This is a genomic window from Erysipelothrix inopinata, assembly GCF_014396165.1.
Classification (GTDB): domain Bacteria; phylum Bacillota_I; class Bacilli_A; order Erysipelotrichales; family Erysipelotrichaceae; genus Erysipelothrix; species Erysipelothrix inopinata.
In genome coordinates this window covers 798,260-823,209 of sequence record NZ_CP060715.1, presented here as the reverse complement: position 1 = coordinate 823,209, position 24,950 = coordinate 798,260, and the positions used below count along the sequence as shown (strand labels likewise).

Here is a 24,950-nt window from a genome sequence, read left to right as displayed (position 1 = left end):
TTCATATTTTTAGTTTTCTTTTTTATTAAATCTACCTAGGATAAGCACAAACCCACTTATGATTAAGGTCCCTGAAAGGACTCCATAGTTAGCCATACCTGTCTTTGGTAGTACTGTCTCTGGTTCTACTGGATTAGGTTTTTCTGGACTAGGTATTTCAATTTCCGGTTGAATTTGAATCCACTTAGCATAAAGTGTCATATCACTCTCTACTGTTTCCGTATCAAAATTCCATGATTGCTTGAAGCTACTATCTGAATACCAACCTTCGAAAGTGTAACCTTCACGTTTTGGATTCATTGGTTTTATGACTCGAGCTCCCTTTTGAATTCCTACTTGGGTATCTATTGTATTGCCACCATTTGATTCAAAAGCAACATTAAATTTTTCGACTTCAGTATTTAGTTTTTTCCACTTTGCATATAATGTCACATTTTCTGATACTAAATCTGTGTCAAAGTTCCAAAGTTTACTTAATGAATTATCTGTATACCATCCTTCAAAAGTGTAACCTTCTTTACTTGGATTTTGGGGTTTCATAATTTTTGATCCAGTAGCCAATTGTAATTGACTTGCCACAGGTGATCCGCCATTGCTTTCAAAATGAATATCATATTTTTCTGTCAGGATTACTTTTTTCCATTTTGCATAGAGGGTAAAATTAGAAGTTACAGGTCTTTCGAATTCATATTGAATTGTCATAAGTTCGTCAGTAAACCATCCATCAAATTCAAACCCTGTTTTGCTTGGGTTTTGTGGTTTATCGAGGCGTTGACCTGCTTCAACCTTCGCAAGCTCAATATGTGTTCCACCTTGAGTATCAAAGGTAACATCATAAGTTGAAACGACTGCATCCTTTTCCCATTTTGCATAAAGTGTTAAGTCACTGATTACTGTATTAACATCAAAATTCCAAATATTTGATAAATCGATATCTGCATACCAACCCTTAAATGTATACCCTAGTTTTGTAGGTACTGAAGGGGTCGTAATTTTATCTCCCTTAGTTACTTGAATACTGTTCATTATAGTACCACCGTTTGAATCAAAATTCACGGTGAAGGATTGAGGGGTTGTTGAGAAAATTAGAGGATCAAAATCTGTTTTATGTTGAACATCATTTAATGACATCAATGCCACAGATAACGAACTTATATTTTCTGCATCAACTTCAATTTCAAAGTCTCTACTCTCACCAGCCATCAAACTTGAACTATTAACTGTTGAAGTCGAATCAATGAGATTGATAATTTGATTGTCTCCAAGTATAAGATTCACATCATTGATTGATCGTTGATTTTCATTTGTGAGTGTAAACTTCACGAGCGCTTTATGATTATTTTCTGCGCTTGGTTGGGTTAAAATGGTATGTTCTAATGTATAGTCAGCGAATCTCATTGAATTTAAGTTAAATGTTTTATAAACATCATCGAGTGATGAATTAAAATTTAATTTAAAATCAGGACGATAGCTATCATTTGAACCATTGTCATGTGTATTAACTTTATATCTAAGAACAAAATCTCCAACTTGTTCTACCTCAAGTGTTGGTTCATTATCGAAGAATTGTTCATTTCCATTTTCTTGAGGAGCGACATAAAAGGTAAACTCTCTTTCCTGAGTAAAATCAAAATTTACACCATATTCTTGGGCAAAAGTTTCTCGAGTATATGTATATGATTGATTTTCTGTTGTCGCATCAATGGCACGTTCGATATGACTGTTTCTAAATGTTGCACCACGAAGTAACCAGTATGCACCGTATTCTTTTCCAGTGTCTTTATTAATGTATTTCACATAAGGTAATGTAATCGATTGTAGTTCTAGAGAGGACTCCTTCGCTTCTCCTGGAAATTGAAATGCGTGCCCATTATGAAAATAGTTCTCCAGTTTTTGTGTTCCGGTATACCCTGAAATTACGACATCAACATAGGTCTCATCTTTCAATGTTTGAGTGGATGTTTCCACCTTGAGATTATCAAACTTCCAACTTGTTTCATCTGCTCTAACTGATTGCGTTAAAAACCCAGTAACAAGCAATGATACACTTAGAATAATTGATAAACTTATATCCAATAATTTCCTCATATTCTTTATATGCCCTCTTTCTATACTGTCCATCACTAGTGTAACAACTAACATATTTTTAATTGTGATACTTAAACGATAAGTGTGTGAGATAATTATGAATAATTTGTCAGCATTAATTCAAAAGAAAACACCTAACCACTTTTAGTAATTAATCGAGTTAGGTGTTTTATACATATCAACCAAATTTTACGCTATACTTTTAATTTTTATTCTTCTTCTTTTTTACCTTTCGACTTCATAAAAATTGCTGATCCTAAAGAAATAAGCAGTCCGCTCATTGTTAAGACTGAATTATCAATACCTGTTGCAGGTAATGAAGGTTCTTTAGATTCACTAGGTTCAGTAGGTTCCTCTGGCTCTACTGGATCTACGGGATCAACTGGGTCTACTGGATCTACTGGATCTACTGGGTCTACAGGATTTATCAAATATACATAAATAACTGTTTGTGCTTGGTCTGTAAGTGTTCCTTGAACAGTTCCGGTTACTTCTTTGAAAGTGTAACCTGCAATATCAAGTTTGTATTCAGATGTGGATACATCATAAGTATCTCCGATAAATCCAGACACAGTCTTGCTTGATGCAATTTCATTTCCTTCTGTATCTTGGTAAAGAACAGTAAGGTCTTGTGCTACGATTGGATTTTTTGTGTAAACATAAACGACTGTTTGTGCTTGATCTGTAAGTGTTCCTTGAACAGCTCCGGTTACTTCTTTGAAGGTGTAACCTGCAATATCAAGTTTGTATTCTGCTGTCGATACATCATAGGTATCACCGATAAATCCAGATTGTGTCTTGCTTGATGCAATTTCATTTCCTTCTGTATCTTGGTAAAGAACAGTAAGGTCTTGTGCTACGATTGGATTTTTCGTGTAAACATAAACGACTGTTTGTGCTTGATCTGTAAGTGTTCCTTGAACAGCTCCGGTTACTTCTTTGAAGGTGTAACCTGCAATATCAAGTTTGTATTCTGCTGTGGATACATCATAGGTATCACCGATAAATCCAGATTGTGTCTTGCTTGATGCAATTTCATTTCCTTCTGTATCTTGGTAAAGAACAGTAAGGTCTTGTGCTGCGATTGGATTTTTCGTATAAACATAAACGACTGTTTGTGTTTGGTCTGTAAGTGTTCCTTGTACTGCTCCAATTACTTCTTTGAAAGTATATCCTGCAATATCAAGTTTGTATTCTACTGTCGATACATCATAGGTATCACCGATAAATCCAGATTGTGTCTTGCTTGATGCAATTTCATTTCCTTCTGTATCTTGGTAAAGAACAGTAAGGTCTTGTGCTACGATTGGATTTTTCGTATAAACATAAACGACTGTTTGTGCTTGATCTGTAAGTGTTCCTTGAACAGTTCCGGTTACTTCTTTGAAAGTGTAACCTGCAATATCAAGTTTGTATTCTGCTGTCGATACATCATAGGTATCACCGATAAATCCAGATTGTGTCTTGCTTGATGCAATTTCATTTCCTTCTGTATCTTGGTAAAGAACAGTAAGGTCTTGTGCTACGATTGGATTTTTCGTGTAAACATAAACGACTGTTTGTGCTTGATCAGTAAGTGTTCCTTGTACTGCTCCAATTACTTCTTTGAAAGTATATCCTGCAATATCAAGTTTGTATTCTACTGTCGATACATCATAGGTATCACCGATAAATCCAGATTGTGTCTTGCTTGATGCAATTTCATTTCCTTCTGTATCTTGGTAAAGAACAGTAAGGTCTTGTGCTACGATTGGATTTTTTGTGTAAATGAAGGTTACGATTAATACGTCTTCACCAAGACTGCCGCTAGTAATTCCTTCTACTTTATTAAATGTATATCCAGCAATATCAAGTTTATATTCGGAAGTTAGGACATCGTAAGCATCACCTACATTTCCCTGAACTGATTTGCTTGATAAAATTTCATTTCCCATTGTATCACGGTAATTAACAAATAAACCTGCTGATTTTACGGGGTTTTTTGTGTAAACATAAACGACTGTTTGTGCTTGATCTGTAAGTGTTCCTTGAACAGCTCCGGTTACTTCTTTGAAAGTATATCCTGCAATATCAAGTTTGTATTCTGCTGTGGATACATCATAGGTATCTCCGATAAATCCAGACAGTGTCTTGGTTGATGCAATTTCATTTCCTTCTGTATCTTGGTAAAGAACAGTAAGATCTTGTGCTGCGATTGGATTTTTCGTATAGACATATGTTACAACACCGCCATTATCCCCAATAACTCCAGTTGGTTCACCTTTGTATTCTTTGTAAGTATATCCCGGAATAGATATTTTATATTCTGGAGTTGATACGTCATAATTAGACCCGACTGCTCCTTCATATGATTTGTTAGGAGCAAGTGGTTCGTTTGCCTCATCGACATACTTAACTGTGATGGTTTCCTCAGACTTCATTCTTTGCCAAACGTAAGTATCTTTATCAGTTAATGGATTGTAATTGCTCATAAACTGTTTTGACGTCCAAACGTTGGTTCCATTTGGATTTTCAATCGTTCCGGTTCCAACATTTTGCCAGTATCCAGTATAACCGTTTACTTTTTGAATATCGGGAAGATTTTCATTCTTGTGCCAAACGAATTTTTCTCCTAGTGTAAGTACAGACAGGGCACGATCCAAAGCCACCATGTCTGATGTTTTTTTAACGTTGCTTGTATCAAATGTTGATAAATCAAGATTTTCGAGGCTGCTCATCCCTATAAACATACCTTCCATATTAGTAACATTAGAGGTATTAAAGCTTGATAAATTGATAGTTTTAATGTTCCCACTAAAATCAAACATTGTGTACATATTGGTTACATTAGAAGTATCAAAACTTGATAAATCTAAGTATTCAATGGTATCCATTTGTGAAAACATCGCATGCATATCTGTTACATTTGAAGTATTAAAGTTAGATAAATCTAAACTTTTTAGTGATTTAGCATAGAAGAACATGTGATGCATACTTGTTACTTCACTCGTATCTAAATAAGTTAGATTTTCAATTGTTTCCATACTTGCCAAGTCGGCAAACCAAGAGTCAGCGCTTCCTCTAAATTTTAAAGGACCTTCAAAAACGATTTTTTTAACATCTGTTGTTGGAATATTAACTTCTTTGGATTTTAATACTCCTGCAAATGATCGAGGTGCAAAATCATATGTCCCTCCCGGAACATGAAGTGTTCCGTTATCGTCTAATATTAAGTTTACTCCTGTATCCGGCCAAGGAATTTCACGTCCAACCGCTCTACTTGATACATCATTCCCCTTTTTTTCATCCGCATGTGCCTCTGAGTTTGGAATTATAAAACCAGAAAACATTAAAACAGATGACAAAATTACTTTCATACTAGTCGAAAAAATATTTTTATTTTCTCTATTAATTTTCATCATTAATATAAAATTCCTTTCTTAGTTATGAAGTGTGTACATTATTTCCGCGAATATATCCATCCTCAATACAACGAACATTAAAATAAATCATATTTAAAATATGATTTATTAATCTAAGACCCCTTCTTTCAATATTTTTCGAAGAACACATTTACTCGCTAATGTAGACCACTTAAGATAATAGTATCATTCAGTTTTCTTATTTCTAGCTTACGGTCGATATCTTCATCTACCTTTCATAAACATTTACAATTATTCACAAATATTTCACATTTGTGCTGATTTATATTAAAATGACAGATTCTATAAATAAAGAAATCATTATAAATATTTAATTTTTATGCAAAATTATATTCTATTATATTTAATAATGTGTGTTACACTTAAATTAACAATGAAGACTTAATTGAGAGGTTTCTTTATGACATCTATTTATCTGTTTAAAGATCGAATTAAACGAATTATTCTAGCATTTCTTCAAGTTTTAATAATTATGGCTCCGCTTTTCATCGCAAATTATACATCAGACTTTGAACTCGTGCTTGTCTTTATCTGTGCCGTCGCAATGTTCTTACTAGTTTTTACAAAATACCCCAAACAAACTTTCGTAAGAAAACACCTCACTTTGTTATATCAAGGTAATGAGTCTTTAAAGATTTTTGTAATATCGCTACTTCTTATCATTCCATCCTATATTGGGTACTATTTTATTTTTAGACCAAATTTACTTGCTGTCATTCTTACAATTATTTGGATTTTTATTCTTGAGTCTCTCATTTTTTGGAATGGAATGATTCGTGTCTATATTTCTTCAGTTCAATTAGGTTTAAAAACAAGAATTAAAGGACTCATATGTGGATGGATTCCTATCATTAACATCTGGTATCTTACGAAAATAATTAATACCGTGACCGATGAACTAGAATTTGAAGCACAAAAGGATTACCTCGGAGATTTTCCTACATACAATAATGACTGTGAAACCCAATACCCAGTACTTTTTGTCCATGGTATTTTTTTTAGAGACATCAAGTATCTCAACTATTGGGGAAGGATCCCACGTTTCCTTGAACAAAGAGGTGCAACACTCTATTACGGTGAGCAGGAATCTTCGCAATCTGTTGAAATATGCGGGAAACAACTAGCGCAACGAATCCAAAACCTTGTTGATTCAACTGGATGTGAAAAGGTAAATATTATCGCCCACTCCAAAGGCGGTTTAGATGCTCGGTATGCAATATCAAATTTTGGTGTTGAGAACTTAGTTGCTTCACTCTCCACAATTAACACACCTCATAACGGGTGTATCTTTGCAAATTATCTTCTTCAAAATGCGCCAGATCGCGCCGTTAAACGAATATCTAAAATGTATAATCAAACTTTCGAAGCGCTCGGGGATACTAAGCCTGATTTTCTAGCCGGAGTTACAGACCTTACCGACGAAACATGTAAAAGACTGAATACACTAATGCCTAACTCAGAAAGCATCTTCTACCAATCTTTTGCTTCGTATACGACATCTTCCCGCTCTGGAAAATTCCCACTTAACATTACCTATCCAATCGTGAAGCACTTCGATGGCAAAAATGATGGTCTGGTTTCTGTTGAATCTGCTTCTTTTTTTGACACAAACACAATTGTAGATCCAGTTGGAAATAGAGGAATTACCCATGCAGATATCATTGATCTCAACAAAGAAAACATCCCTGGTTTTGATGTAAGAGAATTTTATAGTGACATTCTCAAAGATTTAAAGAGACGCGGATTCTAACTCTTGAATCATTTCGTTATTCTCGGCCATTACTTTCTTCCAGATTATATACGATATTCCCAATGTTATACCTTCCACTAGTGTTATCGCATACCAAATGCCATCACTCTCAACTAAAATAGGAAGTATTAACAATAAACAGATCAACGGAACTGTAGATCGCATTAATGATAAATATGTTGAATATTTTTGTTGGTTGAGTGCTTGAAGTATAGTCGCAATCATAATATTTGCAGCTGCAAAAACAAGGTTGAGAAAGTAAATTGATGCGATTTTATTGGTGTACGCATTGAGGTTTGTATCCATTGTAAATAAACTAATAATATACGAACCTAATAGCCAAATAATTACCATTAGAATTATTCCAATCGTAATATTAAATATAATTGAGAAACGTGATAGCTCCCTAATTTTATGATTTTCTCCACTACCACTATAGTAACTAATAGCAGGTTGAATTCCCTGTGCGGCTCCAAGAAATGCTGTCAGCGCAATCAGTGCGAGGTATCCTATTATGACATATGCAGAGAGTGTAATTTCTCCCATGTTATTGTGATTAATTGCCAGGTTATAGAATAATGTTACTAGGCCAATAGAAAAGTTTGTAATAAATGCTGAAAGACCTTTTCTAATAATTAAAACAATATCTTTTATTTTAAAGAGTTCTAGCTTGAAGTGTAGAACACCTTTTTTCTTCAGAAAATGAGGCAGTAATATTATCACACTAAAAACCGGACCTAGAGAAGTAGCAAGTGCAGCTCCAGCCATACCCATATCGAGTGGATACATAAAGAACCAATCAAGAATAATGTTAGACAGAGACCCTACAATTAAAGCCCACATCGCAAGTTTTGGAGCATTGTCATTTCTTGCAAACGTACTTAAAGTAAAGCTAAATATTAGGAACGGTGATGCTGTTAAGAAGTATCTTAAGTAAACTACGGTATCATCAATAATAAGATCCGTGGCTCCCATTAAACGAGCAATTGGTTCAATAAACAAGTTCCCAAGAATCACAATTGCAAACGCTAATACAAGTGTTATTAAGTTAGCTTTATTAAACATTTTATTGGCAGCTTCAGTTTTTCCTTTTCCTAATGAAGCAGATATTACTACTCCAGCACCTACAGAGATTAACATTGAAAGTGCAATCATAATTTCCACTACTGGAATAGCTACACCTGCTGCTGCAAGAGCATCAGAGCCCAATTTTTGTCCGATAAATATACCGTCAATAATAAAGTAAATTGAATTAAATACCAATCCAATCATTTGCGGTATCGCAAATTTAATAATTATATCGCGGTTACTCATTTTTGAATAGTTCATATGTCCTCCTAGAATACAAAAAAGGCCTAAGTAGCATTTACTTAGGCCTTACATGCTTTAATATGATGAGCATCTTCAGACTCGGCAGTCTTACTGATGTATTCCAGTGTATTCTATCACACCATCATTGAAAGTCAATTATTTCTTACTTGACTCATCAATTCCATATAAGTCTTGTGCATTATTATAGAGTATATCGGCAATTTCCTCTTCTGGTAAGCTGCTGTTTTCTATATATCTCACAGCACGAAGATATTTATCATTTTGAAAGTATGGAAAATCGCTTCCCATGAGAATTCTTGATACCCCAAAAGTTTCAACTGAGCTGATTAGAGATGGTTGATGGAAATTCGCGGCATCAAACCAAAAATGTTCCTTTAACATTTTCGTAGGACTTGATGTAAAAGCGTTCCAATCTTCGTAATTATCTTCAATTCGTTGCATCAAGAAAGGTAAGCCCCCTCCGAGATGAGCAATATGAAATTTTATCTGTGGGTATCGATTGGGTAAATCTTTTTTCAACACAATTAAAGGAAGTATCATATCTTCAATTGGCGCTCCGATAACCCATTCTAAATGATAGTCATTAACTAAGAAGGAATGAGCTCCACACCCTGTTGGATGAATATAAAGTACCGTCTCAAGTTGATTAATCGCATCGTAAAACGCATCAAATTTCTCATCGCCCATTGGAATTTCATTTTTTATAAGGGTATTCACAGCTACGCCGTAAAATCCTAACTCTGTAATAGCGCGTTTTGCCTCTTCAATTGACGCTTCAACGTAAGGTAATGGAACTGCCGCATATGCTTTAAATCTTCCAGGATATTGTTCCATAATTTCTGCATAGCGATTATTAATTTGTTGAGCCAATTTGACACAAGTTGCTTCATCACCCCACTGTGGTGATTGTGGTGTAGCTGATAAAATTTGAAATTTTACGCCTGCTTCATCCATCATTTTAATACGTTTTTTTATTGATTCATTGGAGTCATCTGCTCCAATATCTCTTGCAACATCAGTATCGTTTGATCCCTGTTGTTTTAAAGCATCTAAATAGCCGTTTGGCCAAAGATGAGCATGCGTATCTATAACTTTGTGTTCCATTGGAATTCCACCTTTCTATATGTACGAAATTCCCCTCAAGCTATTTTTACAATCTTAATTTAATTATTTTTTTTTAAAAGTTTCTATTAATAGTTATCGAAGCTCATCTAATCTTACAAACGTATATCCTTGTGCTTTTAGAGAATCAATTAAGGGTCCCACCGCATCAACCGTTGTGGAATGGATGTCATGCATCAAAATGACACTCCCATTATGTACTTGACTCATTGCCGATTGTTGAACAGCGGCAGCATTACGGGACTTCCAGTCCAGTGTATCAACAGACCACAAGGCAATCTGATTTGTGATGTTAGCAGATACCTGTTTGTTATAAGAACCATAAGGTGGTCTAAAATAAGTAGGACGTCTTCCTGTTAATGATTCAATAATTTTGTTTGTTCTTTCTACTTCTCTGTCAAGCACGGCAAGACTTGCGCCTGCCAAATCAGGGTGGCTATATGAGTGATTTTCGACTTCATGTCCCTTAGCATGTGTTTGTTTAACGATATTTGGATATTCATCAGCTCTTTCTCCAAGAATAAAGAATGTCGCTTTAACACCTTTTTCTTCAAGAATATTAAGAAGGCGTGGTGTATTGGTTGGATGTGGTCCATCATCAAAAGTTAGTGCTACAACTTTTTTACCAGAGCTACCATTAGTAATTGTGCCTTTGGAAGTGTCTACTTCCTTTTTCTTTTCTTTCACCGTCAACTTGAACTCTTGTGATGACTTATTATCATTAGCATCGATTGCTGTAGCAACAAGACTATACTCACCTGGTTTATTGGCATCATAGTCTCCTTCGATGACCACTTCAAGATCACCATCTACGACGTCAATTGCTTTAAAGTCATGTTTAAGATTTCCGCCCTGCTCAATTTCAAGATTTTCTATATTTGAAAGTACCGGTTTTTGGGTATCTTTCACACTATATTTGAATGGAAATGAAGCGATATTCTTACCGAGTTTTGCATATAAGACTCCCTCAAAATCGCCTACTTTGCTAGTATCAATTTTCATAGGTTCAAGCTGATAACTTTCTTCGGTCAACGCTTCTTCGTAAACAGAGAAAACATCGAATTTTGAAGTCTCTTTATCTACCATCGAATCTATTTTAAATATATCTAAGAGTTCGCTATTTTCACTTCCAGAGTCAGCATCAGAATGCTGTCCGTATTCCAATGTTATCGGTTCTTTAAAGGTAATTTCGGGTTGTTTCATGGATTCTACCATTGCTTTAATCCCGAATCCTCCTCCAATTACGACTGCAACTATTATTAAAGAGAAGATTACTTTATGACTTGTTGGTTTTAACCACTTATTCAGTTTCATTTCTGTTACCCCCATTATCTACTTAAATAGTATAACACAGGTTAATCATGACTTTGTGATGGTCAATAATCGATTATTTTTAACAGTATCAAAATCACTGATGATAAGTGCGTATTATGAGGTTATTGACTCAATATCAACATAAAATTCTCATCATTTATTCACATTCCCCTAAGTATTTCTTGGTTTTTAATGTAATTATTAACTTATTTTTGTATGATGTTTGTACGGAGGGTACTATGAAAAAATATATTCTCGCTTTAGATCAGGGCACTACGAGTTCTAGAGCAATCATTTTTGATAAAAATCATCAAGTTGTGTCAATGGCACAGACTGAATTAACACAAATTTATCCCCAAGCTGCTTGGGTAGAACAAGATCCCATGGAAATATGGGCAACACAGATGGGAGCCATGAACCAAGTCATAGCTCGTTCGGGTATTGCAATCGAGGAAATTGATTCTATTGGAATCACAAACCAACGTGAAACAACTTTAATTTGGAATCGCAAAACCGGACAACCAATTTACAACGCTATTGTTTGGCAATGTCGACGTACAGCTGAGGATGCACACCACCTCATCGAACAAGGTCATGCTGAAATGATTCGTAAGAAAACTGGATTAATTGTTGACGCCTATTTTTCTGCAACGAAAATTAAATGGATCCTCGATCATGTTGAAGGCGCATATGAACAAGCTAAACGTGGCGAACTAATGTTTGGGACTGTCGATTCGTGGTTAGTATACAACCTAACTAATCGTGAGGTGCATGTTACTGATGTTACCAATGCATCTCGTACAATGATCTTTAACATTCATACGCTACAGTGGGATCAAGAATTACTCAATCTTATGAATATTCCCCGAGAAATTTTACCTGAAGTAAAATCAAGTTCAGAAATCTACGGTTACACGACAATTCAAGATGTTAGCATTCCGATTGCTGGAATCGCAGGAGATCAACAAGCCGCTCTTTTCGGCCAAAAATCATTTTACCCTGGACAAGCAAAAAACACATATGGAACTGGATGTTTCTTACTTATGAATACTGGAACCCAAGCAGTCGATAGTCAGAATGGCCTACTTAGTACAATTGCGGTAGGAATTGATGGCAATGTTGAGTATGCTCTAGAAGGTTCTATCTTCATTGGAGGAGCTATCATTCAATGGCTTCGTGACGAACTTTGTCTCATTAATCATGCCAGTGAATCGGAACGATTCGCGCTCTCAGTTGAGGACACTCAAGGAGTTGTTATTGTTCCTGCTTTCACAGGTCTTGGAGCACCCTACTGGGATATGGACGCTAGGGGCACAATTACGGGTCTAACACGTAGTTCTAATCGCTCACATATCATTAGAGCAGCCCTAGAGTCTATCGCATACCAAACCCATGATGTCTTAAAAGCAATGGAACGTGATAGTCATATTCCTCTCATGAATTTGAACGTTGATGGCGGCGCTTCTATGAATAATTTTTTAATGCAATTTCAAGCAGACATCTTAGATATTGAAGTTACACGTCCCGTAGTTTCTGAGACAACTGCACTAGGAGCTTGCTTCCTTGCTGGACTCGCAACAGGATTCTTCGAAAATAAACAATCAATTGAAAATACCATCTCGCCAAGTACTACTTATGAAACAAACATGCCACCAGCTATCAGGGAAAACCTTCTGGAAAATTGGTCAAATGCTGTTGACCGGACACTTTCCTCAAAATAGCTTTGTAATTATCAAAAAGATACATATTATTAATATATTGAACTAGTATAATGAGAGGAAAAAGGCGAATCATCATATCGTGATTCGCCTTTTTATCAGTTTTATTCTTGAAGAATCTTACAATTCGTCAATATCTAGTTTTCTTTCTTTTTTCTGGTTGAAATGAGAACTAGCATCAGTCCAACGGCAACTACAGCATAGAGTGTTAAAGTTGTACTTTGAACTCCGGTAGTTGGTAAGGTCGGTTTATTTTTATCTGGATCTTTTATACCAGGTTTTACTTGAGATTCATTTTCTTCCCATTTCGCATAGATTGTTGTATCAGCAGTCAGTTTTGTTTCTGCTGTAACTGGTGTTGTGAAGGCAGCATCGAGATACCAGCCGACTAACTTGTGTTTAGCTTTCGTTGTTTTATGCGTCATACCAATGAGTGTTTCATAAGGTAGTTGTTTCGCGGCGATTGCAGTTCCACCATTTGTTTCGAATGTGAGGGTGTAATCAACTGCTTCCCATTTCGCATAGATTGTTGTATCAGCGGTTAGTTTTGTTTCTGCTGTAACTGGTGTTGTGAAGGCAGCATCGAGATACCAACCATCTAACTTGTGGTTTGCTTTCGTTGTTTCGTGTACCATACCAATGAGTGTTTCATATGGTAATTGTTTCGCAGCGATTGCAGTTCCACCATTTGTTTCAAAGGTGAGTGTGTATTCAACTGTTTCCCACTTCGCATAGATAGTTGTATCAGCGGTTAGTTTTGTTTCTGCTGTAACTAGAGTTGTAAATGCAGCATCGAGATACCAGCCGACTAACTTGTGGTTTGCTTTCGTTGTTTCGTGTACCATACCAATGAGTGTTTCATATGGTAATTGTTTCGCAGCGATTGGTGTTCCACCATTTGTTTCGAATGTGAGGGTGTAATCAACTGCTTCCCACTTCGCATAGATTGTTGTATCAGCAGTTAGTTTTGTTTCTGCTGTAACTGGAGTTGTGAAGGCAGCATCGAGATACCAGCCGACTAACTTGTGGTTTGCTTTCGTTGTTTCGTGTACCATACCAATGAGTGTTTCATATGGTAATTGTTTCGCAGCAATTGCAGTTCCACCATTTGTTTCAAAGGTGAGTGTGTATTCAACTGTTTCCCACTTCGCATAGATAGTTGTATCAGCGGTTAGTTTTGTTTCTGCTGTAACTGGAGTTGTGAAGGCAGCATCGAGATACCAGCCGACTAATTTGTGGTTAGCTTTCGTTGTTTCATGCGTCATACCAATGAGTGTTTCATATGGTAATTGTTTCGCGTCGATTGCAGTTCCACCATTTGTTTCAAATGAAAGTGTGTAATCATTGAGTCTGTAGTCGACATAGAGTGTAACATCATCTAATACTTTAAAGGTACTTGGATTCCATTCATTCGTCATTTCAGCGTCGGTATAAATCATATACGTTGATCCAACTTTTTGAAGAACTTCTTGATATCCGTCAGGTACAATACTTTCATAAGGAACATCATTAATTGTGTATAGGTTTGTTCCAGCTTTATTAACAAAAGTTACATCAAATTTTAATTTAGAGGTCTTCACCCACAAGGTCGTATCTTGAGTAACAGTATCACCAAAGAAATCCCATTCTTGTGTAAACTCTTTTTCTCTAAAATAGCCTTCAATAGAGTGCCCCGGTATTTCAATATCAATAATGTCTTCAAATGGAATCTGCATATCATTTTCAACACTAACTGTTTTAATTAGCGTATCACCATGCTTAAAGGTAACAGTCCATGGATTTTGAATCCATTTTGCATAGAGTGTCGTGTCTTGGGTTACACGGCTACTTGTAAAGTCCCATGGTTTTGTGAACGACGCGTCACTGTACCAACCTACAAATTTATGATTTGTAAAAATCGGATCAGCAGGTTTAGTAAGCAAGGAATTGTTTGCAATATCTTTTAATTCCGAGTCTGCAACACCATTATTATATTTGTAAGTAACAGTATGGTTTAAGGCACTTAAATCTGGGAATAAGAATATTCTTCCAATGTGTCCAGGGCCATAAGGACCATCAGTGTCAAATGAAATTGAGAACACATCTCCAGGATAACTAATTTCTGGATTTTTTAACCAACTTTGAACTTTTTCTTCTGGAACACTCAGATGTTTTGTTGTTTCGTCAAAAACATATTTCTCTTTATTGCATACGCCTTGAATACTTGTTTTAGTAAGTGTCGAGTCTTTGAATAGTTTGAACTCTGAAAGATCAAGATAGTATTCTTTTTTTGTATTATCAAATTTTACAGGCACTTCAGCCCTTTGTCTATCCATGTATAGTGAGAATGTTCCTGGCACATAGCTTGATTTTAATACTGAGTAATCTATAACACGATTACGTTTTGATTCCGGAACGATATCAGCATCAAAGTTTTCAATATTTAAACTTTTCAACTTAGGAATCGATTCAACTATAGATATATCTTTTATAAATGCATTTCTTGCAAGAATTGACGTCAACAATTGCATGTCTTTAAATACTGATAAATCAGAAAATTGTGTTGATTCCAAACTTACACTATTCAAATTTTTTAATTTGGGAATGAATGTCACATGCTCGTCGGTCAAATTAGGCATTGACATCATGGTTAAGTCTCTTAAGTTAAGCTCACCAATTCCATTAAAGAAATCTACTGAGCCATCAAAATCAATTCTTTGCATCGTTACACTTGTAATCGTTTTTGCTTTTTCTATTCCCGATAATGATTTTACAGATGAGGATGAAATACGAATGTAATCTAATTTAGGAAATACATCCAAATCATGTAAATTAGGAATATTCGTAGTTGTATTAAATGTAATAGCATCAAGATTTTTTAGTGGTGCTAAATCTATGAGTTTTAGATTGGTTAAATCAACTTTAGAAAATTCTATCATTACTATCGAATCGATTTGTTCTTGCGTAATGATATCAGTTGCAGAGACTTGAAGTTTCTCCATTACGACATCTTGTGCCTCTTTTGTTGAGAACCAATCACTTACGGTTTTATCGTTCGCATCATTTTCAGTTTTCAAAGCTTTTGTTGGTTCTTTAACTTCCATTTTTACTATAGATTCTTTATCAGTAATAGCTTCTATTTCTTCTGGCAGCGAACTTTTAATTTCAGGCTTAGTAGTTTCATCATTTATGGATGAATTATTATCATTTATTTTATTTTCAGGAATTTGCTCTACGAATTCTTCACTTTCAGTAATATCGTCTTTTTGTTTAGTTTCAGAAATCTCAACGTGTTCAGTTTTTTGAGTATCATCGGTGAGCGGTTTAGTGTCAGCGTATGCGGGCACGAGGCCAATCATTAATAATAGTGAAATACCAAGTATATAGTATTTTTTCATATTATTCTCCTTTTTCTTCGTTACCCACATAATAAGCTATATTTTTTGTAAACAAATGAAACATAAGTGAAATTATAGTGATATTTTATAATTCATTCCCGTTTTAACTCATTTTTCTTATATTCCACCTAGTTTTTAGGTAAATTGTTTGGTAGGCCAATGTAAAAAAAGGATAATTTAGAGAATTCTAAATTACCTTTCAAAATTATTTGGTGACTCTTTTTAGCTTTACCGCATAAAGTGATGAAACTGCAAACCCACCAATAACAAATAAAATACCCAATATTATCATCGGTAAATTTCCATCTGAAACAAAAAAATGAAGTAACTCGAATCCCGCAAATGCAATTAGAAATCCGTATATCAACCACGCATTCATTTTAGCTGTAAATAAGAGTTCACTGTCTTCGTCTACATTGACATAAAGTTGATTGCTTCGGGTGTTAAATTTCCCAATACCGACCCTGAGTCGATACACCCCTGGATCTAGTTCCATAGTTCTACTCGAATTATTGCGGACTAGTGCCTCAGCTTTATCGTTAATAAAAATTTTATAACTATGTGGATAACCTAAAAATGATAAGTTCCGTTTAATTGTAATTTTAGCCATAAGTGTCCCCCTACCTAACTATATGGATGCATTATAACTGCTAATATCAAATCTAATTCTATCCTACCATTTCCTCACTTTAGTTCAAGCAATTTTTCTTTTGAACATTCATAATTGCTACTAAACCGTTTGTTGTAACACAATGTTATGACGGAATGTCATAAATAAACCACAAACTGCAAGAACTAACCCTATAATAATCATGGGTATTCTTCTAGTTCCAGATGAGAGACCCATTAAGCCGCCTCCTAAAAATACACACGCGTAGCTCATTATCATAACTTTACTCATTTTAGTGATGAATGCTAAATCATCATTCTCATTTACGTGCACTTCTATGGAATTACTCATTCCATTTAATTTACTTATACCAACTCTCATCTCATACTTTCCAGGTTCCACTTGGATTGTTGTGGTAGAATTATTCTTAACACGCCCGACTTCTTGATCGTTAAGATATATTTTATAATCACGTGCCATCCCTATAAAGTTTTTACTTCTGTTAACTGTTATCTGTGCCACTAGACTCACCTTTCTATTCAAACGTATATTATCTATACCTTTTTCTTTTTTTTACGATTCACTATCTCATTCAATCTTATCATATCCTAAATTAAACACATCTACCTTAACAAACCTTTCATCAAAACTTCATTTTGATTATGCTATGATTATTTTTTGGAGGTATACTATGAATAAATTACTTACTGGATTATGCATATTGTTTCTTCTTGTGGGATGTTCTAATAAAAACAAAACAGAAACAACTGTCTGCTCATTTAAAAACTTAGATATAATAGAAAATACGTTTGAAATTGAAGCAAATAAAAATGACGTTACCAAGATGACAGAAACTCTCAAAGTAACTCGAGACCCCAAGGTAAATGTTGTGGAATTTACTACAAAAACAAAATCACTGGTAGCGGCAGTAGATGCACAAAATTCAATGTTTGAAAGTAAGGCTGGTGGAAAGATTCCAGGTTACGAGACAAAAGTTACAGATACTGATGATTTATTTGAGTTTATAAAGATTCAAGACTTTTCAAAAATAGATTTTGATATTATGAATAAAATACAATTTTATAATGGCTATGATCGTGAAGTTAAAGGCCTCTTCCTTGATGAAGAAGTTGAAGCACTCGAAGCTAATGGATTTACATGTACTGTACAAAAGTAATCAAATAGAGATTCTATCTAAAAAGAGAACTGCAGAATATTTTCTTGTCAGTTCTCTTTTTTTATTAGATTATTATGACGTCTTACTTAGAATTTCTATCATTTTTTCATATTTTTTTTCTTTGGCATAATCTAGAGCAGTCTTACCTGATTTATCTTTAAGAGTAATGTCCGCACCAGCATCTACCAAGATCTTCACAATTTCCACAAACTTTTCTGAACCGTCTGTGAGAGCTACTGCTTCTATAAGAGCTGTATAACCAAAGTTATTTTGAAAATCAATATCGATGCGGTCATCTGCTACTAAAAGTTTCACGTTATCAATATGTCCTTTTTCAGCTGCCGGGATGAGTGTGTTACCACCATATCTATTCACAACAGAAAAATCAATATCCGCATACTTTAACATGTGCTCAAGAATCTCTGTTCGTCCTTGGGCACCTGCGTACAAATAGGGCGAGTCGGAAATATTATCTTGAAGGTTTACATTAGCACCTTGATCAATCAAATTAATTGCCGCTTCAATATCATTATTGTGCACTGCAATTAGAAGTTCGGATTCATTATTTTCATTTACTTTATCGATATTTGGATTAATTTTTATTTTACTCATGGTATCCTGCTCGCTTTCTTTTTTATTGTTATCAGTTCTATTAACATTTTCACTTGTATTTTGAGCACAGCCCACTATCGTTAGAATCAAGATTATAAATATTATTTTTCTCATACGCCACCTCTACTATATTTATAGTCCCATTCCCCGTATAAATTATCAAACATTATGATTTAATTAGAAATTCTAAGACTCAATACTCTATTGTAAAAATAACACATGTACTTTTAAACACGTGTTATTCTTATCGAAATATCGCCTTGTACCGCAACTAGTGTATACTTAGCTACTCCTCAGACATTTCCTTTAATTTCATTAATAAACTCTTGTATCTTCCTGAAGACGCACCAATTAGTTCTTCAAACTCATCATTAATTCCCCATATTTTTTCTATGATTTCCTCAACAGCCCATCCCTCAACTTCCATATCTATTATTTTTTGAATGAAGGTCTCGAGAATATCTTCATTTTCTAAACCTTCAAAGTCACCATAGAATTCATCATTATTTACATGTATCATCCCTGTGATGACTGTTTCAACATTATCTTTTGTAATACCGTATTTGCTGATATATGCAGACACAATCTCTGTAGCTTTCAGTGAGTGTTCTTGGTCATTCATTTTTATATATTTTCTAAATATATCTTCATGTTTTGGGTCCTCAAGAACGAGGGAACAGACAGCATATCCGCCCAAAGACATTGCTTCATCACTTGATTTATCAAGGTAATATTCGTCACCACTCATGTTTAACTCAAGATATTCCCGTATCAAATCATGCAGTGATTCGTAACCTGCAGCTTTATCCCAAAACTCTTCAGTATCGCTTGGTTCAAACCATTCTTTATCGGTAGCTTCACCATCTTTAGATACAATGGAAATTAAGTAGTTTCCAGGAAATCCATTCTTGATATTATCAACAATTGCTTGGATTCCTTCTTTATACGAATTTTCTCCTTTCGACTTAAACATTATCTCAATTAGGTGTTCTTTTTTATTAAAAGTCATTTCAATGTTCTTTGTTGATATCTCAATTATATTATCATTTTTTTGTGAATTTTCTTCTTCAATCATATCAACAGCTGGTTGATAGCCTTGTTTAGAAATATTTTCTATTAATTTCATAGCGACTTTCTTATACTTCACTTCATCTGCAAACATCATTCCATCTTGTGCTATTTTAAATAGGATATCTAAGTGTTTTAAATCGATATCTTTTTTCTTGGAGTATTCTTTATATATTTCTTTGAAGTGAATCGGATATAGCCAGGTATGCCATCCCGTTTCGTTAATTGCAGTCGCTTTAATGATTTCTAAGAAGTCTAGAATCACTTCGGGTTCAATATTAGAATTGGGGTTGGATAAGACCACATCTAGCGCATGAGCCATTGAAAACCGATCTTCTACGAAGCTAAAGATTTTATATTCTTCTGATTCAAAGTAATCATCTACCGATTGTTGAAGCTTCTTATTTCTGACATCTGATATTAATTTTACAGTTTGGTTAACTTTAACTCCATTCTCATTAATGGCAAGCTTGAGTACTAGTTTGCTAGCATATATTCCTTTAAAGGATTCCTGATCAATTTTTGATTGGATTGCATTTATAATAATTGGAAAAACTTTTTCCTTATACTCCTTACTCGAAATATCCCCGAATGTACCCTCTAGTTCAGTTTTTTGAATGGATTCATATCCGTCTTCAAAATACTCAATTCTATTGATAAGGTCGGTGTTCATTTCACAATTCACGACACCTTTACTCCATTTAAATGTAATTGTTGATACAATTCCGTCTACAAAATCAATGCCATCGATTGCGGTAGCTTCCTCTGTACCGGTGATTTTATATTCAATATATCTTCTGATAAATGTTTCACGGATTTCAACTTCTTTAATTACTTCTTGTGCCAGTGCATTATAGTCCATTATTAAATCCTCCAGATTTCAATAAATTAATTGTATCACTGGATTCCATGATTAATTCTGATTTTTGAGTGAACTTATTAAAGTTCACAAGATACTCGAAATTTCTTTACGGCATATTTACATAATCACATTAAAATATCTTTTGATTTTATTTGCTATATTATTATGAAGTTGTTTCCTTATGCATTTATACAAATTCTTTGCTATTTTTTAATTGACAGATCATTCTTTCAAAGAACATTTTTTGAAGCAATAATTCTTCATGAAAGCACTTCTTTGCGTAATTTGTAGCAAGCTCCTTTTTAAACAGCTTCTCAAGATCTATAATCTTTCGCTCACAAAATTTGATTTTTTCTTCTGTTTCCATCTTTGAAAATTCAAAAAACTCAAGAGTTTCATATATACGAAAAAACCCTAGTTAGGGTTTTTTTTATGTATTATCTGTCGGTTCAATATATGAATTATTATAAATATTAAGAACCCTATTGTTAAAAAAATGTTCAGGTTTTTAATTAAATTATTAATGAGTTCTTGAACTTCCCAAATTGCGTCTCCTTTGACCGAGGTTAGCTCAAAAAAGGAAAAAGTGAATAAAGTACTATATAATTGCAAATATAGCATTATAGATATATAACAAATCGATATCCAAATTAAACTTAAATTATTTTTAATAATTTTTAAAAAGTTTTTCATTTTAAAATCTCCTTTTCTCTTGTTTTAAGTATAACGTATTTGAAATGATCATGCTATGAGATTGCATTGTCTTGTTGAAAACCCTAATGCGGATAAAAAAGTTTGTTTAATCGCCCTTCAAAATAAAACTCTTTTTCGGTATTCTTTTTATTTATCATATCATTTCATCTTTCGGATACTAGTAGTATTTCTTTTAAATCCTTTTAAGGCTTGAAAATATGCACTTAACAGTGATTATATCACCAGTAATAACAGAGGTAATGTAATTACTATTATTTCAAGGAGTGTACTGTTATGAACGATTTCAACTTAACAAACAAAATGGTTCAGGGCAATGACATGATTCAAGCGATAAATAAGCTAGATAGAACCACATTCAAAATTTTTGAAATGGCCGTTTCTTGTATAGATACCAATGCTCCAAAGCAAGAAGTATTTTTAAGCAAAGTTGATATTTTTAACTTTTTTGACATGGATAATTCAAATAGATTTACTAGAATGGAACAATCTTTTCAACGATTATCGCAACAAGGTATCGTTTTAGAATTGCCGAATGAAGAGAAAGCCTTAATAAATGTGACTTCAAGGCTTCAATGGGGATCCGTGATAATAATGACATAGTTTCTATACGATTTAATGACTTAATAATGCCGTATCTTGTTGATTTAAAGTCGAATTTCACTCAGTACCATATTACAGAAATTGAAAATCTAAATAGTAACTATTCTTTGATTTTATTCAAATGGATTATGATGAAGTTTAATCAAGGTCAACTTCACCCAGAAATACCCATGGACGAACTAAGAGAAATAACTGATACAAAGGAAGAATATCAAACTAGATTCTCAGATTTTGACAAATATGTTCTAAAGACAGCTACCCCCAGTCAATGCTAGCTACATTACTATATCACAATCATTGTAAAATTTTTATGGAACAGTATTCACCTATTTTTAATTATTCATTCTTAGCTTTTAAATATGCCTTAGAATAGTAATCTGAATTTCTATTTTCCTTATCTAACTTATAAATATATACTTCAGAATTAATATAATTGTTGACATCACCTATAGTATTGAATTGGATGTCATCAAAAGTTACCGTTTTTACTCCCTGATCACTCACTTCTATTAAAGCTCCATTAAAATGCTTGTAAATATGCATTAGTGCTACAATCTCCTAAATAGTTGATACGAGAATAAGGGAACTGTTTTCAAATAATATATAACTCTCGTTCTTCCATCCAGGGCGTCACTTCGGCGCCCTATATTCTTAGAACGTTTTTCATCGCCATAGGCGATAAGAGTGAGCAAGCGACCGTGCCCATGACCAGTGTGTCGTTAACGGCACACGCCAATCATCACTTACCGTAGTGCAACCGAGATTCTTAATTTAAAATAGCATATTTGTAAAAAAATTCTTACAATGTATTGAAGTCATTCTTAAATTGGAGCGTCTTTTAAAAATTTAACTATGTACCGAAGATATAAAACGTGTCAAAGACCGTTTTAAGTTTACGTTATCTGAAGTCCATAGTGTTAAAAATTTTTAAATGGTGCGACGGCGAATACTTTGTGGAGTTTCCTCCACAATTTTTAGTATTCAGTTTTTATTTCGTTTTGTGGAGAATTCTCCACATCAGAATCGTTATGGTTTTTATACTGCGTTAACAATTCCGCCATATCCTTATCTTTTACTGCGAATTTTTCTAATTGTTCCAGTACTTTTATTTCATTAATTTTGTTCTGCATTTTTTTGAATATAACTTTATTTTCGACTTCTTTTTTTAGTTTCGCTTCCCATTCTTTAATTTCAACCTTATCAATAATTTCCAATGGTTCGATTGGTGAAACTAATGCCTTGTAAGGGGGGACTTCTTTTTGAACTCGTGCAGTTGCTGGTTCGTTGTCATAATCAGGAATGACCACGACATCATTTTTTTGTAGCTTATAATTTGATGAACATAAAACTTCTACTTGGTTATTTATTTCTTTAACTTGATAATAAAACATTTTTAATTGGCTCCTTTTGTCTTTTTGACTTCTTCTACTGATAACCCTAATTCCATTTCCACGTTTTCACTCTGACTAATTAACCATATGAATAACGATAACGGTATTTCTATCATTGGTTCATTCATTTAACCACCTCCTCCAGTTGGGCTGTATCCCTTTGACACCCAATCCTTAGCACAACTTGAAGGGAGTAATGCAACACAAACGAAGTCAATGGCTGGAAGTCGTGCTAGCACGGGTGTAAGACGAGCAAAGCGAGTGAACCATAACGAAGTGTAGCTTGAGAGAAAAATTTTGCAACGTTCTTTTCAAAAATTTTCGAATGTTGCATTGGGACTGTTTGTGCTACAGTGAGGGTGTCAAAGAAGTAAATAAAAAAGTTAATGCTAAGGACTATTTAAGTTAAAAATTGTTTTCGCAAGATGTATCGGCGAAATCAAAATTCAATCAAAATTTTCTAAAAATGATATGGTTTAATTAACCAAATCAAACATAAAAAAAACAACTGATGCTATCAGTTGGCACTGACCTAGTTTAGTGGGACACAATAAAAAAAGAAGCACCTTGTATTCGTACAATCGTTGTTAGACAATGACAAGTACAATAGGAGGTGCTTTTATATTATGGCTAAGAAAAACAATTATTACCCTCTAGAGGTTAAACTAGAAGCAATCAAGCTCAAAGAAGAGGGATACAGCGTAAAAGAAATTCAGGTGATGTTAGATATTAAAAGTGAATCGCAAGTATACACTTGGTACTACTGGTATCGTGATGGTGAAATTGAGAGATTGTCACAGTCACCTGGACAACAATATAGTTATGGTCATGGACCAACTGACAGGTCGAAAGAAGAAAGTTTAGAAATTAAAAACAAAATATTGGAGAATCAAATAAAGATATTAAAAAAGTACAAAGAGAAGGAAAGGAAGTGGTACCACAAATAATCATTGAGATTGTAAATGAATTCAAGGATTTGATGCCAATTAAGTTAATTCTAGAGTTATTTGATATTCCTCGATCAACATACTACAGATGGAAAAACAAAATAGAAGTAAATGAAATTTCTTATAATGAGAGAATAGTAATATCAAAATGCAAAGAAACGAATTATGAATATGGTTATCGTACAATAAAAGGAATACTTAAAGACGAAGGAAACCATTTAAATAAAAATACTGTTCAGAGAATTATGCAAAAATTCAATCTACAATGTAGGGTTAAACCTAAGAAAGTTAAACACGTTAAAGGAAAAGAATCGATTGTTGCCAGTAATATAATTGATCGTGACTTTACCGCAAATCGTCCATTAGAGAAACTGTCAACGGATATTACATATCTTCCATGGGGAGAAAAAACATTATATTTATCTACTATTATGGATCTTTATAATGGCGAAATTATTGCTTTTTCGTTGGACGATACACAGGATACAAATTTTGTGCTGGATACCTTAAATCAACTTCCTGAAATAAAGCATAGGTGTATACTTCACTCGGATCAAGGAACCGTGTATACATCAAAAATCTATCAGGAAACAGTATATAAAAAGAGCATTACCATGAGTATGTCCCGAAAAGGCACACCTGCAGATAACGCTCCAATCGAATCGTTTCATTCCACCTTAAAGTCTGAAACGTTCTATCGATATCCAGAACTGAAAAGTTCCAATGAAATTATATCACAAACTGTGATAAACTTTATTAAACATTATAACAACACACGAGTACAAGCAAAACTGGAATTTAAATCCCCGGTAAAGTATCGAGAATCTAGAATCCTAGGTTAATTTT

Annotated in this window: 20 protein-coding genes; 6 read left to right on the top strand and 14 right to left on the bottom strand. The window is 34.2% G+C overall.

Going from position 1 to position 24,950, the window contains the following annotated elements; translation table 11 throughout:
* Positions 1–9: 9 nt before the first annotated feature.
* Both H9L01_RS04055 and H9L01_RS04050 read right to left on the bottom strand, forming a co-directional pair.
* Positions 10–2,088: an InlB B-repeat-containing protein gene (locus tag H9L01_RS04055; protein WP_187534735.1), complete on the bottom strand. Its 2,079-nt coding sequence runs from the start codon at positions 2,086–2,088 to the stop codon at positions 10–12.
* A gap of 209 nt (positions 2,089–2,297) precedes the next feature.
* Positions 2,298–5,444: a MucBP domain-containing protein gene (locus H9L01_RS04050; RefSeq protein ID WP_187534734.1), complete on the bottom strand. Its 3,147-nt coding sequence runs from the start codon at positions 5,442–5,444 to the stop codon at positions 2,298–2,300.
* A 466-nt stretch (positions 5,445–5,910) separates the two neighbouring features.
* On the opposite strand from H9L01_RS04050, the gene H9L01_RS04045 reads away from it, so the two are divergent.
* Entirely contained in the window at positions 5,911–7,260 is a 1,350-nt protein-coding gene (locus tag H9L01_RS04045) for an esterase/lipase family protein (RefSeq protein ID WP_187534733.1), read from the top strand.
* Here the strand turns inward: H9L01_RS04045 and H9L01_RS04040 are convergent.
* The 3 genes from H9L01_RS04040 to H9L01_RS04030 all read right to left on the bottom strand — a co-directional run bounded on the left by H9L01_RS04040 (position 7,240) and on the right by H9L01_RS04030 (position 11,028).
* The gene (locus tag H9L01_RS04040) at positions 7,240–8,589 is read right to left on the bottom strand and encodes an MATE family efflux transporter (RefSeq protein ID WP_187534732.1); all 1,350 of its coding nucleotides are present in this window, start codon (positions 8,587–8,589) and stop codon (positions 7,240–7,242) included. The two genes, H9L01_RS04045 and H9L01_RS04040, sit on opposite strands and share 21 nt — an antisense overlap.
* A 138-nt stretch (positions 8,590–8,727) precedes the next feature.
* On the bottom strand, positions 8,728–9,696 hold the full coding sequence (locus H9L01_RS04035) for an amidohydrolase family protein (RefSeq protein ID WP_187534731.1): 969 nt from the start codon (positions 9,694–9,696) through the stop codon (positions 8,728–8,730).
* A gap of 93 nt (positions 9,697–9,789) precedes the next feature.
* Positions 9,790–11,028 carry a polysaccharide deacetylase family protein gene (locus H9L01_RS04030; RefSeq protein WP_187534730.1) on the bottom strand — a complete coding sequence of 413 codons (1,239 nt, stop codon included), beginning with the start codon at positions 11,026–11,028 and terminating at the stop codon, positions 9,790–9,792.
* A 239-nt stretch (positions 11,029–11,267) separates the two neighbouring features.
* On the opposite strand from H9L01_RS04030, the gene glpK reads away from it, so the two are divergent.
* Complete coding sequence (gene glpK / locus H9L01_RS04025; RefSeq protein WP_187534729.1) at positions 11,268–12,749, top strand: glycerol kinase GlpK; 1,482 nt, start codon at positions 11,268–11,270, stop codon at positions 12,747–12,749.
* A gap of 134 nt (positions 12,750–12,883) precedes the next feature.
* Here glpK and H9L01_RS04020 read toward each other — a convergent pair whose 3' ends face one another.
* From H9L01_RS04020 to H9L01_RS04010, 3 genes are all read right to left on the bottom strand, one after another.
* The gene (locus H9L01_RS04020; RefSeq protein ID WP_187534728.1) at positions 12,884–16,123 is read right to left on the bottom strand and encodes an InlB B-repeat-containing protein; all 3,240 of its coding nucleotides are present in this window, start codon (positions 16,121–16,123) and stop codon (positions 12,884–12,886) included.
* A 205-nt stretch (positions 16,124–16,328) separates the two neighbouring features.
* The gene (locus H9L01_RS04015) at positions 16,329–16,733 is read right to left on the bottom strand and encodes a hypothetical protein (RefSeq protein WP_187534727.1); all 405 of its coding nucleotides are present in this window, start codon (positions 16,731–16,733) and stop codon (positions 16,329–16,331) included.
* 120 nt (positions 16,734–16,853) lie between these two features.
* On the bottom strand, positions 16,854–17,255 hold the full coding sequence (locus H9L01_RS04010) for a hypothetical protein (protein ID WP_187534726.1): 402 nt from the start codon (positions 17,253–17,255) through the stop codon (positions 16,854–16,856).
* A gap of 169 nt (positions 17,256–17,424) precedes the next feature.
* Here H9L01_RS04010 and H9L01_RS04005 point away from each other — a divergent pair, with 169 nt between their 5' ends.
* Positions 17,425–17,910: a hypothetical protein gene (locus tag H9L01_RS04005; protein WP_187534725.1), complete on the top strand. Its 486-nt coding sequence runs from the start codon at positions 17,425–17,427 to the stop codon at positions 17,908–17,910.
* A gap of 72 nt (positions 17,911–17,982) precedes the next feature.
* Here H9L01_RS04005 and H9L01_RS04000 read toward each other — a convergent pair whose 3' ends face one another.
* The 3 genes from H9L01_RS04000 to H9L01_RS03990 all read right to left on the bottom strand — a co-directional run bounded on the left by H9L01_RS04000 (position 17,983) and on the right by H9L01_RS03990 (position 20,819).
* The gene (locus H9L01_RS04000) at positions 17,983–18,636 is read right to left on the bottom strand and encodes an ankyrin repeat domain-containing protein (RefSeq protein WP_187534724.1); all 654 of its coding nucleotides are present in this window, start codon (positions 18,634–18,636) and stop codon (positions 17,983–17,985) included.
* A 172-nt stretch (positions 18,637–18,808) separates the two neighbouring features.
* Positions 18,809–20,452, bottom strand: coding sequence for a DUF6138 family protein (locus tag H9L01_RS03995; protein WP_187534723.1), 1,644 nt, complete (start codon positions 20,450–20,452; stop codon positions 18,809–18,811).
* Positions 20,453–20,639: 187 nt separating this feature from the next.
* Positions 20,640–20,819, bottom strand: coding sequence for a hypothetical protein (locus tag H9L01_RS03990; protein ID WP_187534722.1), 180 nt, complete (start codon positions 20,817–20,819; stop codon positions 20,640–20,642).
* Between the two features lie 620 nt (positions 20,820–21,439).
* Between H9L01_RS03990 and H9L01_RS10845 the strand changes: the two genes are divergently transcribed.
* Entirely contained in the window at positions 21,440–21,766 is a 327-nt protein-coding gene (locus H9L01_RS10845) for a RepB family plasmid replication initiator protein (protein ID WP_187534721.1), read from the top strand.
* Positions 21,739–22,041 carry a replication initiation protein gene (locus H9L01_RS10840; protein WP_187534720.1) on the top strand — a complete coding sequence of 101 codons (303 nt, stop codon included), beginning with the start codon at positions 21,739–21,741 and terminating at the stop codon, positions 22,039–22,041. Before H9L01_RS10845 ends, H9L01_RS10840 begins: the two co-directional genes overlap by 28 nt.
* 61 nt (positions 22,042–22,102) lie before the next feature.
* Here H9L01_RS10840 and H9L01_RS03975 read toward each other — a convergent pair whose 3' ends face one another.
* From H9L01_RS03975 to H9L01_RS10835, 3 genes are all read right to left on the bottom strand, one after another.
* Positions 22,103–22,270, bottom strand: a complete 168-nt coding sequence (locus H9L01_RS03975; RefSeq protein WP_187534719.1) for a hypothetical protein — start codon at positions 22,268–22,270, stop codon at positions 22,103–22,105.
* Positions 22,271–22,740: 470 nt separating this feature from the next.
* On the bottom strand, positions 22,741–23,157 hold the full coding sequence (locus tag H9L01_RS03970) for a hypothetical protein (RefSeq protein ID WP_187534718.1): 417 nt from the start codon (positions 23,155–23,157) through the stop codon (positions 22,741–22,743).
* A 2-nt stretch (positions 23,158–23,159) separates the two neighbouring features.
* The gene (locus H9L01_RS10835) at positions 23,160–23,285 is read right to left on the bottom strand and encodes a hypothetical protein (RefSeq protein WP_281381199.1); all 126 of its coding nucleotides are present in this window, start codon (positions 23,283–23,285) and stop codon (positions 23,160–23,162) included.
* A 498-nt stretch (positions 23,286–23,783) separates the two neighbouring features.
* Here H9L01_RS10835 and H9L01_RS03965 point away from each other — a divergent pair.
* Positions 23,784–24,946 (top strand): IS3 family transposase gene (locus H9L01_RS03965; RefSeq protein ID WP_187533829.1). Its coding sequence is split into 2 segments (ribosomal slippage): positions 23,784–24,081 and positions 24,081–24,946, totalling 1,164 coding nucleotides; the frame shifts between segments, so codons are not numbered across the junction.
* The last annotated feature ends 4 nt before the right edge of the window (positions 24,947–24,950 follow it).